This is a genomic window from Methanocaldococcus vulcanius M7 (assembly GCF_000024625.1).
GTDB classification, from domain to species: Archaea; AGJL01; Methanococci; order Methanococcales; family Methanocaldococcaceae; genus Methanocaldococcus; species Methanocaldococcus vulcanius.
The window spans coordinates 1,094,052-1,106,604 of the sequence record NC_013407.1 but is presented as its reverse complement, the minus strand read 5'-3'; the positions used below and the strand labels follow the sequence as shown (position 1 = coordinate 1,106,604).

At 31.3% G+C, this 12,553-nt stretch carries 11 protein-coding genes and 1 CRISPR repeat array; of the genes, 5 read left to right on the top strand and 6 right to left on the bottom strand.

Going from position 1 to position 12,553, the window contains the following annotated elements:
* Positions 1 to 52 precede the first annotated feature (52 nt).
* Both METVU_RS05530 and METVU_RS05525 read left to right on the top strand, forming a co-directional pair.
* Positions 53 to 922: a zinc metalloprotease HtpX gene (locus METVU_RS05530; RefSeq protein ID WP_015733209.1), complete on the top strand. Its 870-nt coding sequence runs from the start codon at positions 53 to 55 to the stop codon at positions 920 to 922.
* Entirely contained in the window at positions 916 to 2,064 is a 1,149-nt protein-coding gene (locus METVU_RS05525) for a methanogenesis marker 16 metalloprotein (RefSeq protein ID WP_015733208.1), read from the top strand. The genes METVU_RS05530 and METVU_RS05525 overlap by 7 nt, the downstream gene beginning before the upstream one ends.
* Here the strand turns inward: METVU_RS05525 and METVU_RS05520 are convergent.
* Entirely contained in the window at positions 2,050 to 3,018 is a 969-nt protein-coding gene (locus METVU_RS05520; protein ID WP_015733207.1) for a respiratory chain complex I subunit 1 family protein, read from the bottom strand. The two genes, METVU_RS05525 and METVU_RS05520, sit on opposite strands and share 15 nt — an antisense overlap.
* Positions 3,019 to 3,087: 69 nt before the next feature.
* Positions 3,088 to 3,534 carry an NADH-quinone oxidoreductase subunit B family protein gene (locus tag METVU_RS05515; RefSeq protein ID WP_015733206.1) on the bottom strand — a complete coding sequence of 149 codons (447 nt, stop codon included), beginning with the start codon at positions 3,532 to 3,534 and terminating at the stop codon, positions 3,088 to 3,090.
* Between the two features lie 479 nt (positions 3,535 to 4,013).
* Positions 4,014 to 4,733: direct repeats of the CRISPR family, unit length 30 nt; unit sequence ATTAAAATCAGACCTCTTCGAGGATGGAAA.
* Between the two features lie 195 nt (positions 4,734 to 4,928).
* On the opposite strand from METVU_RS05515, the gene METVU_RS05510 reads away from it, so the two are divergent.
* Positions 4,929 to 5,288 (top strand): molybdenum cofactor biosynthesis protein MoaE, encoded by a 360-nt coding sequence (locus tag METVU_RS05510; RefSeq protein WP_015733205.1) that lies wholly within the window; start codon positions 4,929 to 4,931, stop codon positions 5,286 to 5,288.
* A 23-nt stretch (positions 5,289 to 5,311) separates the two neighbouring features.
* Here METVU_RS05510 and METVU_RS05505 read toward each other — a convergent pair whose 3' ends face one another.
* Complete coding sequence (locus METVU_RS05505) at positions 5,312 to 5,758, bottom strand: V4R domain-containing protein (RefSeq protein ID WP_015733204.1); 447 nt, start codon at positions 5,756 to 5,758, stop codon at positions 5,312 to 5,314.
* A 263-nt stretch (positions 5,759 to 6,021) separates the two neighbouring features.
* Between METVU_RS05505 and METVU_RS05500 the strand changes: the two genes are divergently transcribed.
* Together METVU_RS05500 and METVU_RS05495 are read left to right on the top strand one after the other, a co-directional pair.
* The gene (locus tag METVU_RS05500; RefSeq protein WP_015733203.1) at positions 6,022 to 7,113 is read left to right on the top strand and encodes a metallophosphoesterase family protein; all 1,092 of its coding nucleotides are present in this window, start codon (positions 6,022 to 6,024) and stop codon (positions 7,111 to 7,113) included.
* 2 nt (positions 7,114 to 7,115) lie between these two features.
* Positions 7,116 to 10,121: an AAA family ATPase gene (locus METVU_RS05495; protein WP_015733202.1), complete on the top strand. Its 3,006-nt coding sequence runs from the start codon at positions 7,116 to 7,118 to the stop codon at positions 10,119 to 10,121.
* 32 nt (positions 10,122 to 10,153) lie between these two features.
* On the opposite strand, the gene atwA is transcribed toward METVU_RS05495, so the two are convergent.
* The 3 genes from atwA to METVU_RS05480 are packed head-to-tail and all read right to left on the bottom strand — an operon-like array spanning position 10,154 to position 12,467.
* The gene (atwA, locus tag METVU_RS05490) at positions 10,154 to 11,758 is read right to left on the bottom strand and encodes a methyl coenzyme M reductase system, component A2 (RefSeq protein ID WP_015733201.1); all 1,605 of its coding nucleotides are present in this window, start codon (positions 11,756 to 11,758) and stop codon (positions 10,154 to 10,156) included.
* Positions 11,755 to 12,126, bottom strand: coding sequence for a DUF134 domain-containing protein (locus METVU_RS05485; RefSeq protein WP_015733200.1), 372 nt, complete (start codon positions 12,124 to 12,126; stop codon positions 11,755 to 11,757). Before METVU_RS05485 ends, atwA begins: the two co-directional genes overlap by 4 nt.
* 14 nt (positions 12,127 to 12,140) lie before the next feature.
* Positions 12,141 to 12,467, bottom strand: a complete 327-nt coding sequence (locus METVU_RS05480; protein WP_015733199.1) for an MJ1244 family protein — start codon at positions 12,465 to 12,467, stop codon at positions 12,141 to 12,143.
* Positions 12,468 to 12,553 lie beyond the last annotated feature (86 nt).

Genomic DNA, 12,553 nt, shown 5'->3' with positions numbered 1-12,553 from the left:
ACAATAATCGAAAAAATGCAAGAAAAACTAAGAGAGATTAAAAGGTGCGATTATGTTGGAAACCATAAAAACCTATTTCTTAATGGCTTTACTTGTAGCGTTGATCTATATAGTATGTTTACTACTCCACATCCATCCATTGATCGCGATACTTTTAGCGTTGATTCCGAACATTATAGCATATTATATGAGTGATAAATTTGTTTTAATGAGTTATAACGCAAGAATTATTGATGAAAACGAAATGCCTTGGCTACATCAAATAGTTGAAAGAACCGCAAGAAAAGCAGGGCTTCCAAAACCAAAAGTTGCGATAGTGCCAACCATCACTCCAAATGCGTTCGCAACAGGAAGAAATGCAAATAATGCCGTGGTCGCAGTAACAGAGGGAATATTGCAGGTCTTATCTCCAGAGGAATTGGAAGGAGTTATAGGACATGAAATTGGGCATATAAAGCATAATGATATATTAATAAGCACAGTAGTTGCAACATTAGCAGGAGCAATTATGTATATAGCACAATGGATGCTTTACTGGGGAGGGATCTTTTTCGTTTCTGAGGAAGAGGATAGTAATCCGTTGGAGTTAATTGGGACAATTTTGTTGTTGATATTAGCCCCAATTGCTGCTGCTTTAATACAATTTGCCATTTCACGACAGAGAGAGTTTTATGCAGATGAAGAAGGAGCAAAACTAACTCATCCCTTATGGTTAGCAAATGCTCTCGCGAAATTAGAAAAAAGTGTAGAACTTCATCCGATGGAAGGTGGAAATCCTGCAACTGCACACATGTTTATAATAAATCCATTTAGAAAGGATTTTATTGCGAAACTCTTTTCAACACACCCCCCAACAGAAGAAAGGATAGAGAGATTATTAGAAATGTGTAAGAAAATGAAAAAAGGTGGCCAAAAGTGGTAAACGTTATAACTATTGAAGAATTGAAAAAATACATAAGAAACAACGAAGAAGAAAAACTCGAGGAAGTAGATATTGTAACCTCAGCTACATGTGGAATAATGTCTGGAACTGCTGGGATCTTTCATATTCCATTTAATGAAACATTCAAGAGAGCAGAAGAGATCTACTTAAACGATATAAAAGGTACGGTTGGAATTTGCCCCAATGAATTTTTAGGAAAGGTTGATGCGATATTTTACGGAGAAGTTGGATTTTTATTTAAAGATCTTGTTAAAGGAAAAAGTTTTGAAGCAAAAGCCATATGTGAGGGAAAAATATATAAAAATGAAATAAAACTTGAAGATCTGCCAACAGCTAAAATGTTAGGGACAAGAATGGCATTTAAAAATTACACTGCAATTACGAACACCTCAGATAGTAAAGTTAACACAATATTTCATAGATTACCAATAAAAAAAGGAGAGGCCTCTTTTTCTGGATGTGGAATGTTCAATCCACTTGAAAATATGAATATAAAAAATGAAAAAGATATAATTGGAAAAAAAGCACTTTTAAATGGAGCTGAAGGATTAATATTAGGATTTGGGACAAGATCCTCAATAGATAAGCCAAATTTAATGATCTCAGCAGATATGAAAGAAATGGATCCCTACTACTTAGGAGGGTTTATAACATCAAACGGAGTAGAGATATATAATACAATAGCAATTCCAATATACGTTAAAAACCATATAAATGCTCTAAAAAAGCTTGATAAAGATATTGCATTACCACTTGTTAATATTTTTGGAAGAGAAATTATAGATATTGGAAATTATGCAGAGGTCTGGGAAAATGTAGACCTAAGGCCAAAAATAAAGCAAGAAAACTGTAAAAATTGTAATAATTGCATAGCTGAGGAAAACTGCCCTACTCTCGCTATAAAACGAGAAAATGGTAAAATAAAAATAACAGAAGATTGTTTTGGATGTGGAGTTTGTAATATCTGCCCCTACAATGTTTTTGAAACAAAACTCGGATCTATATGTGGAATTCCAATAACATGCAGGCAATCAGATAGAAAGAGAGCTCTAAAATTAGCAAACGACTTAAAAGATAGAATTTTAAAAGGAAATTTTAAGCTCAATTTACCAACCGAGTAGTGCAAAGACAAAACCAATCACGCCGATCAATGTTGCCACATAGGAAATAGGATATATCTGCCTAAATAATAGAACAGGAGAGAATGCTCTAACAAACGTTGCTAATATTGGAAAGATCACTGCAATGGCTAAGTTCTCAACAATAGTGATAGGATTATTTATATCAGGGGCAATTCCCAAATACAAAGTTGCAAATAAACTACCAAGTGTTATCATTAAAAGTTCAGTGCTTGCCAAATAGATCGCTCTATACCTTCCAATCAACTCCATCGTTGGCCCTTCAATAACATCCGCCTTAGTATGTGTTATTGAAAATGGATACTCTTTTATCATTATCAAATATCCTATAAAATAACAAACTGCTCCAAAAATCCCCGCAAGTGATAATAAAAATGGCTCTCCAATAATATCTTTTAAAAAGATGCTCTTTTTTTGGATAAATGGGAGAAATGTTGCTAAATAAAAAGGAAAGGATCCGATGGTTATCATTTTAAAACTTCTGATCGCTCCTAACTGTTCAAGTGATATTTTCAATGTTTTTATAAATGGTGTTCCTTTACATTCATCAATGTATGGCATCCTCCATCCCATTATAGAAAAAGATAACGAACCAAGAATAACATACATCATCTCCTCTAACTTTAAAAATCCTACAATACCGATCTCATTTGATAAGATATGAAACGATGTTAACGAAGTTATTGCTAAGATAACCCACAATACTGCGATAGAAAGAAGAGGAAGTAAATTATATAAACGAGGTAAACTGGCATCTGGAACTTTTACCTCCTTGAATATAAATTTAAAAACCGACCAAAATCCTGGAGATAAAATATTTGGCCCAATTCTCTGATGTATTCTCGCTTCTATCTTCCTTTGGATACCAGGAATGTATGTAGAGATTGCAAATGCCAACGCTGGAATTCCCAATACAGAAGCAACTTCACTGATCATAATTCATCCCTCACATAAATATTAACTAATACGTCAATTAACTTAAATGTAATAATATATTATATATTGTTATTTTCCCTCGATAACCTTAGGAATCGCCTTAACTATTCCGGAGATTATATCCTCAGGTCTTGGAGCACATCCCGGCACTTTAACATCCACGGGAATAATATTCTCCACAGGGCCAGCAATGAACTCCGAAGTTCCAAGATCTCCACCTATATTTTTATAGACGCCTCCCATTAAAGCACACGCCCCTACGGCAATAACTGCCTTTGGTTCTGGAATCTTTTCATATATCTGCCTCAACGATTCAGCAACCACCTTAGTAACGCATCCTGTAACTATTAAGATATCCGCCTCCCTCGGATTAAACGTGAGAAAAACATTATACTGCTCTGCATCATAATACGGAGAAAACACTGCATTAACTACTTCAATATCACACGCATTACATCCACCAGTATAAACAAGCATCGCATGAATACACTTCTTCCTTGCGATTTTTTTAAGCATGCTGCCACCAATAATTTATCATTATTATTAATGACAAATTTTAAGACATTGAGTATATATAAGTTATGCATCTAATATTTATATTATTAAACATATGGACTATTTGTTTTCTTATTTATCTTGTTGTTTGTTTCTGTTTTTCTGATTTTTTAGTTTTTAGTTTAGATTTTTGTTTTTTATTTGGTTTTAGTTGGTTTCTAAGGGTTGGTTTGTTTTATTGTTTCTTATATTTGGATGTTTTTGATTATGGAGATTTTTTAGAGTTTTTAGTTATTTGTAGTTGTTTTTAGAAATCCACGGTTAATTAAGTGTGTTTTTTATTTTTATTTTATATTTATTGTTATTTTTTAAATAAAAGTTTGAATTGTTTTGTTAAAAGGTTTATAAAGAAAAGGGGTTATCTATGGGTAGAAATTTTATAGTGTAGAAAAATATAAATATTAGTAAAAACATTATAATGAAATAAGAAAAATTATTCTATTAAAATCAGACCTCTTCGAGGATGGAAGCATTATGTTGATTAATATCACAGCAATTACTATTTAATTAAAATCAGACCTCTTCGAGGATGGAAGAAAACATCAAGCGAGTATTCAGATGCATTATTAAAAAAATTAAAATCAGACCTCTTCGAGGATGGAAGTTGGTTGCTGAGCTGTTATATGTTGCCCTTACTGTATTAAATTAAAATCAGACCTCTTCGAGGATGGAAGTTGGTTGCTGAGCTGTTATATGTTGCCCTTACTGTATTAAATTAAAATCAGACCTCTTCGAGGATGGAAGTTGGTTGCTGAGCTGTTATATGTTGCCCTTACTGTATTAAATTAAAATCAGACCTCTTCGAGGATGGAAGAAACTTCTTAAATGCTTTTGAAATCTCTTTTAACGCTTCTATTAAAATCAGACCTCTTCGAGGATGGAAATATGCTTGAATCATGCTTGGATTCAGCTCTAAAACTTTATTAAAATCAGACCTCTTCGAGGATGGAAATATAACTCAGGAAGATGGTCTCTGATTACAGAAAATAATAATTAAAATCAGACCTCTTCGAGGATGGAAATTACAACACGTCATCACGACTACAAATCCAAGGAGGATTATTATTAAAATCAGACCTCTTCGAGGATGGAAAGAACCTTTTATGTGTGCAACTATTTCGACAGCTTTGATTAAAATCAGACCTCTTCGTGGATGGAGATATAAAAATTTTAAAATTAGGTAAAATAAAACTTCTTAAGGGGATAGAAACTCTGAAAAGATAATTATATAATTATTTTGTAAATGAATTCGTTTAATTATTATTTTTTCTATTTAATAAAAGAGCAGATACTTTCGAAACTTTTTTATTGTTTTCAGTAGTTAATTAAGTTAAAAAGTTTATTTGGGTGGTTTTATGATTGTTAAAGATTATGAAGAGTTTTGTAGATTGTTAGATTCATATATATGTAAATATAGAGGAAAATTTGGATGTGTGATAACCTTTAATGGATTTGTTAGAGAGTATGATTTAAAAGATGGAGAAAAAATTTCCACAGATGGAATGTCTATTGAAAAAGACATTTTTAAAAAATTAGAGCCGATTTTAGAAGAAGCAAAACGTAGATTTGGTATAATAGATGCCTTATTTTACCATAATACTGGATTTTTAAAAGTTGGGGAGAGAATTGCATCTATTGCAGTTTTTGCAAAACATAGGGGGGAGGGATTTAAGGCATTGGAATTTATTGTTGAAGAGATGAAAAAACATCACTAACCCTAATTTTTTAAATTTTTAGATTATAGTGTGGTAATTTCAAATTGGCAAAAATCGTCTCCCAAACCTGCACAGTGAGTTTCTTTGGCTCTAACTTTTTTATTTAGTATTTTCTCTAAACATCCTGCTATAAACCCTCCTTCAAACCAGCACAATGTTTCTCCAACTTCGGGAAGACCTGAGCAGGAGATACACTCGTATACTCGAATTTGTATTGGATTTTTATTTACAACCTCTATTTTTCCAATTTTATACTCTTCACAAAACTTAATTAAGTCATCTATGTTCTTCGGATTTAAACTTTGTCCCAGTTCTCTTCCACATTCATAAATAACTCCATGGGCACCTCTTCCCAAGTATTTCTCTAAATCCATAAACCTTATTAATCTAAAAACTGCTACATCTATATCTCTTCCTAATGTATGTCTGTTAGATTTTGAGATCTCATCAATTGAGAACCTTATTGCCATTATTCCACCAGGCCTATTTTATTATATAAAGTAATTTATACATGTTGTATACTTTACTTATCAAGATCATTACTATTAAGTATTTAAAGTTTTCTTTATAATTTCAATGGGTTATTTTGAATTTTCTATGAAGGGCATTTGTATATGTTTATATACTATATCACTTACCCGCTAAAATAAAAACAGTTAGAGGAAAATTTTTATATCTTTTAATTGATAATTCTACTCAAAAAACATAACAAATGAAAACTAACGTGATCAATATGCTATTTGTTCATATTGCTGATAATCATCTTGGATATAGACAATACAACTTAGATGATAGAGAAAAAGACATATATAAAGCGTTTAAGACATGTATTGATCAAATATTAGAAATTAGGCCTGATGTAGTTTTACATTGTGGAGATCTTTTCAATGATATAAGACCTCCAGTTAGAGCGTTAAAAGTGGCAATGCAGGGTTTTAAAAAACTAAAAGAAAAGGGAATTAAAGTTTACATTGTAGCAGGAAATCATGAAACTCCAAGAAGGGAAAGTGAAGACACCCCTATATCCCTTTTCAGAGATTATGTTCATATATTAAACGGATATGATGTGATAGATGGAGAGATATTTCTCTGTGGAACTCGATTTCATAGGAAAAGTAAAAGAGAGAAAATTCTCGAAAAATTAAAAGAATTTGAAGTTAAGGCAAAATCATACAATAAAAGGATATTAATGCTACATCAAGGAGTAAATCCCTATCTTCCATACGATTATGAGATTGAACTTTTTGATCTCCCTAAATTTAATTACTATGCCCTTGGACATGTTCATAGTAGAATATTGGAGAGAGTAAATGAAGGGATATTGGCTTATAGCGGTTCAACAGAAATAATTTATAGAAATGAATATGAAAACTACAAAAAAGAGGGTAAAGGGTTTTATTTAGTGGATTATAGTAAAAATGAACTTGATCTTTCAGATATAGAGAAGATAAATATTGAATGTAGAGAATTTGTAGAGGTAAATATTAAAGATGAGAAGTCATTAAACGAAGCAATAAACACAATAAAAAAATGTAAAGATAAACCAGTCGTTTATGGGAAAATAAAAAAAGAATTTAAACCTCTTTTTGATTTAATAAGCAATAAAATCTTAATAAATAAGGCGGTCTTAGTAGATGATGAATTCGTAAATATAAACGATAATTTAGATATTGAAGCAATAGATATTAAAAAAACATTAATTGAATATGCAAATAAGCAAGGTGTGGATGGGAATTTGGTATTAGAGCTTTATAAGTGCTTATTAACGAATGATGACTGGAAACACTTGCTACAAAACTATTACAACTCTAAATTTAGGGGATGAGCATGATAATAAAAGAAATAAAGATGAACAACTTTAAAAGTCATGCAAACTCAAAAATAACATTTGATAAGGGAATTGTAGCAATTATTGGAGAAAACGGCAGTGGAAAATCATCAATATTCGAAGCAGTGTTTTTTGCACTGTTTGGAGTAGACAGCAACTTTAAATATGAAAATATAATCTCAAAAAACAGAAAATCGGTTAGAGTGGAACTTGACTTCGAAGTTAGAGGAGATTATTATAAAATAATAAGAGAATATGACAACGGAGGAAAAGCCAAATTATACAAAAATGGAAAATTATATGCAAGCAGTATAAGTGCAGTTAATAAAACAGTAAGTGAAGTTTTAGGTATCGATAAAAATCTATTTTTAAATTCTATTTATATAAAACAGGGGGAGATTGCAAAATTTTTAATGCTGAAACCCGCTGAGAGAATGGAAACAATAGCAAAACTCCTCGGTATTGATGAATTCGAAAAGTGCTATCAAAAGATGGGGGAGATTTTAAAAGAATACAAGTCAAAACTTGAGAGATTGGAAGGAGAGTTAAGTAATAAAAAATCCTTCGAGCAAGAATTAAGAGACATGGAAAAAAAACTGCAAGAGAAAACAGATGAACTATCAAAAATTAATGAAACAATTAAAAAGATGAAAGAAGAACTTAAAGATGCGGAAGATGAACTGTCAAATATTGAAAAGAAAAAACTACAATATGAAAAATTTATATCAAAATTAGAAGAAAGAAAAACTGCATTAGAATTAAATAAGCAGAAATTAAACACACTAAAATATGATTTTGAAGTAATAACACGGTCTATAAAATTTTTAGAGGAACATAAGGAGGAATATGAGAAATACATGTCAGTAGTTAATAGAATAGAGGAAATAGAAAACAAACTCAAAGAACTTAAAGAGAGTTATGAGAACTACGTAAAATTAGTAAATAAAAAAGATATACTAAAAGAAGATATTAAAAAATTAGAAGAATTTATTGATAAAGTCAATTATAATGGAGATTTGGAGGATATAGAAGAAGAGATCGATAAAATAAAAAATAAAATTGAAAAAATAGAGCGAATTAAGGATTTAATTGAAGAACTTAGAACCCTACATTCCGAAGTCGAAAAGATAGAGGGATATAAAAAAATTAAAATAAGATGTGAACCATATTATAGCAGATACCTCGAATTAGAAGAGAAATATGGGAAATTAGAAAAATTAAATGTGGAATATGCAAAATTATCCCAAGAGAGGAATTCAGCTGAAGAAAATTTAAAAAAATTAAAAACTGATGTTGAAAAATTATCAAAGGAGATTGAGTCCATAAATATAGAAAAAATAGATGAAACATTAAGATCGATTAAAGAAAAGAAAAAAATGCTTGAAAAATTACAAAGAGAAAAAATAGATCTAAATAAAAGAATTGGAGAGTTGAATAGTGAAATATCGCAATTAAAGAAAATCTTAAACGAACTTGAAAAAGTAGAAGGTAGATGTCCTCTTTGTAAAACTCCAATCGATGAAAAAAGAAAAATGGAACTTATAAATCAACATAAACTTAAACTTTCGGAAAAACTCAAAGAATTAAAGAATATAGAGCATAATATCGAAGAGATAGAAAAAAGTATAGAAAAATTAACAAGAGAAATTGAAAAAGAAGATCAACTAAACAAAACAAAAACCATATATTCAGAAAAAAAGAAAAATCTTGAAAAACTCATAGAAAAGTTGAGAGAGCAAGAGAAATATTTACTACAAATAGATAAACGCATTGAAAACTATAAAATTGATGGAAAACCAATAGATGAAGTTTTAAGGGACATAAAATTAGAAATGGACGAGATAAAACCATATTATAATAATTATCTATCTGCTAAGAAATATTTAGAGGACATTAATGAAAAAGATATAAAAAATAAACTTGATAAACTTGAAAACAAAATAAATGGCTGGGACAAAGAAAAATGTAAAAGAGAGATAGACAAACTTAGAGATAAAGAAAAAAAGTTAATAAAAATTAAAGATGTATTGAAAGAACTCAATAGCAAAAAAGAAGAATTAGAAAAAGTAGAAAATCTGCTAAGTATAAATTACCGAAATTATAGGGAGTATCTGGCTTTAAATGAAGAGTTAGATCGGTTAAAAAAATCAAAACAAAAACTTGAAAACATTTACAATGAATGCACTTCAAAAATGTCAATAATCGAAGATATAAAAAATAGATATTCTACTAAGGACGTTATTTCTTACTTAGAATCTGAAATTTACAAAATTACCAAAAATATTGAGGATATAAAGGAGAGAATAAAATATATACATCAAAAACTTGGAGAAATAAACTACCGCGAAGAGTATTATGAAGAAGCAAAACTTAAAGTCAAAAATAAAAGAGAGGAACTTGAAGAATATAAAAAATATGAAGCGGAGATAAACACTGAAATAAGATATATAAACGACAGTATTAAAAAGTTAAAAGGAAAACTTGATGAGTTAGAAAATATTTCAAAAGAAAAAGAGAAATTATCAAAGTTTATCGATTATTTAGATAAAATAAGAAAGATCTTTGGAAGACATGGATTTCAATCATATCTCAGGGAAAAGTATGTTCCTTTAATTCAAAAATATTTAAATGAGGCATTTGAAGAGTTTGACCTTCCTTACAACTTTGTAGAACTTACAAAAGATTTCGAAGTTAGAGTTCACACTCCCGAGGGTGTGTTAAATTTAGACAACCTTAGTGGAGGAGAGCAGATTGCAGTTGCTCTTTCTTTGAGATTGGCAATAGCTAACGCGTTAATTGGCAATAGAATAGAGTGTATAATACTTGATGAACCTACCGTTTTTCTCGATGAAAACAGAAGAGCAAAGTTAGCTGAGATATTTAAAAAAGTTAAAAGTATTCCTCAAATGATAATAATAACCCATCACAGAGAACTTGAGGAAATAGCCGATGTGATAATAAATGTTAAAAAAGAGGGGAATGTATCAAAAGTTAGCGTAAGTTAAAATTAAAATGAAGGTAAAATAAAGGAGATTTCTTATTTCTGTCCTAACATTTCTTGCTTCTCCTCCTCTGTTAATAACGAAACGATCTCCTCTGGTTTTCCAACTTTTATTAATTTTCCGTTTCTCATCAATCCTGCTCTATCACAGACGTTCAATACAAAGTCCATATCATGCGAAACAATTACATAAGTTTGTTCTAATTCTATTCTCGATTTATGTATGGATTCAGCAACAATATTTCTTGTTATTGGATCCATTGTCCCAGTTGGTTCATCCAAGATAACAACTCTCGGCTCTTTTATCAAGACCTGGGCCAAAGCACACCTATGTCTCTCTCCAACACTTAACTCGTGAGGATATTTATCTAAAATTTCTTCTGCTTCTTCTTCACTGAATCCTACCGAAACAAGCGTATGAATTGCTTTCATTCTTGCAAACTCATCCGGAAGTTCTAATCCAATGGCCTCTGTTAGATTTTGTAATATTGTTCTATGTGGATAGAGAGCATATTCTTGGAATAATATTCCAATATATCTCTTAGCTCTTCCCCTACCCATTGGTCCAGGTTTAGTCATATCTACCCATTCATCTCCAACTCTAAACCAATATTTACCCTTAGAAGGAGGCAATACGGCAGCGATAATCTTTGCCAATGTTGTTTTTCCAGCTCCACTCGTTCCAACTAATCCAAAGATCTCCATCTCTCTAATGTTTAAACTAACTCCATCAACCGCTTTTATTATTCCCCTCTCAACTGAACAGTAGTGTTTTGATACATTTTCTAATCTTATAATGTCTTCTTTAATTTCAACTTCTGTTTCTGGTTTTTTAAATTCTTTTACTGTTTCCATAAATTTGTTAACAACTTCCTCAGAAGTTCCTTCCATTACAATTTCTCCTTTATCCAACCAAATTGCCTTCTCTGTTAATTCTGCGATAACCTCCGGCCAGTGAGATGTTAAAATTAAGCTTATCTTGTTTTTTATTACAAGCTCTTTTAAAGCGGAGTGAACCAACTTTGCTGTTTGAGGATCTAACGTTCCCGTTGGTTCATCTGCTAAGAATATAACTGGTTCTTTTGCAATTTGTCTTGCTAAAACAACCCTCTGCTTTTCTCCACCACTTAGATCTCTTGCTATGTGGGTTATTCTGTGCTCCAATTTTACCATTTTTATTAATTTTAGAGCTAATTCGACAGCTTCTTTTCCTTCATAGCCAGTTTGATGTAATGCCTCTAAAATATTTTCAAGAACTGTTTTTTCTCCATAGAGAGCGAAGGTTCTTTGAAGCATTATCGCAATTTTTCTTTTTAGGGCATAAGTGTATTTTTTGTCATTCCAAAAGTCAACTTCTATTTTTTTAAGTTCGCTTCCACATTTTTTACATGGAGTTCCTGCTTTGGAGGGCACATCTACATAACCGCAGTTCTCACAGTAAGAAACGTGGTAGATTATCTGCCCTTCTGTCGGTTCATAGCCATCCATACCCCTTAACATATGCAACAGCACGGATTTTCCTGCTCCACTTTTTCCTAATATTCCTAAGGTCTCTCCCTCGTTTAATGTGAAGGATATGTTTTTTAAAACTACTTTATCTCCAAATTTTTTACTGACGTTTTTAACCTCTAACAACATCATAGCTCTTCCCTCCAATTTCTACAATGTTTTTTTATTCCAAATCTGTGCCTCATACAAAATCCGCACTCTCTGATCTTATAGTCGCCTCCTTCAATAACTAATGCCTTCCCATTTATTAATGCATCGGCTATTTTTTTTCTACCCTCAGTTAGTAAACTCCACAACACCCTCCTTGAGATTCCCATCAATTTAGATGCCTCCTCCTGAGTATAATCAAGATAATCAACCAATCTGATAGCTTCCAATTCATCAACTTTTAAAACTACCTTCTCGATCTCAGATACAGAAACACCATGTGGCTTAAATACCCTATACTTTGGTTCTTCAGATATAAATCTTGGGATCTTCGGCCTACCTCTTCTACCCATAAAATCTCCTCTTATTATGGCATGTTTACTATGATCCCTTCTATTGGAATCTCGATTATTGTATATTTACAGTCAGAAAGTTTTTCATCAATAATTTTTTCTATCTCCATAAGGTTGTTTTCATCTACAACAGTTCCGATTAAAACTGCATTTTGTGCTAAATCACTAACCGCTTTAATTGCCATTTCTGGATCTTCATCTAAAAGAAATCCCTGCCAATCCTGTGGGGACATCCCTTTATAATCATATAAGAAAAATCCCGTAATTCCTCCTTCTGATAAAGCGTTTATTGCCTTTCCAACATTTTCGCTCTCAACAAAGAGATATAGGAGAACCTTCATAAAGTATCACCTTTTAGTTCCACTTAACAATTTTTCAGTTCCTAAATAAATTCTATCCAACGATTTTATCCTAAATTTATTTTTAA

What these genes read in the sequence shown, in the direction of transcription:
- METVU_RS05530 (WP_015733209.1), top strand. Translation starts at nt 53, where the DNA reads ATGTTGGAAACCATAAAAACCTATTTCTTAATGGCTTTACTTGTAGCG.
- METVU_RS05520 (WP_015733207.1), bottom strand. Translation starts at nt 3,018, where the DNA reads ATGATCAGTGAAGTTGCTTCTGTATTGGGAATTCCAGCGTTGGCATTT.
- METVU_RS05515 (WP_015733206.1), bottom strand. Translation starts at nt 3,534, where the DNA reads ATGCTTAAAAAAATCGCAAGGAAGAAGTGTATTCATGCGATGCTTGTT.
- METVU_RS05510 (WP_015733205.1), top strand. Translation starts at nt 4,929, where the DNA reads ATGATTGTTAAAGATTATGAAGAGTTTTGTAGATTGTTAGATTCATAT.
- METVU_RS05505 (WP_015733204.1), bottom strand. Translation starts at nt 5,758, where the DNA reads ATGGCAATAAGGTTCTCAATTGATGAGATCTCAAAATCTAACAGACAT.
- METVU_RS05500 (WP_015733203.1), top strand. Translation starts at nt 6,022, where the DNA reads ATGCTATTTGTTCATATTGCTGATAATCATCTTGGATATAGACAATAC.
- METVU_RS05495 (WP_015733202.1), top strand. Translation starts at nt 7,116, where the DNA reads ATGATAATAAAAGAAATAAAGATGAACAACTTTAAAAGTCATGCAAAC.
- atwA (WP_015733201.1), bottom strand. Translation starts at nt 11,758, where the DNA reads ATGATGTTGTTAGAGGTTAAAAACGTCAGTAAAAAATTTGGAGATAAA.
- METVU_RS05485 (WP_015733200.1), bottom strand. Translation starts at nt 12,126, where the DNA reads ATGGGTAGAAGAGGTAGGCCGAAGATCCCAAGATTTATATCTGAAGAA.
- METVU_RS05480 (WP_015733199.1), bottom strand. Translation starts at nt 12,467, where the DNA reads ATGAAGGTTCTCCTATATCTCTTTGTTGAGAGCGAAAATGTTGGAAAG.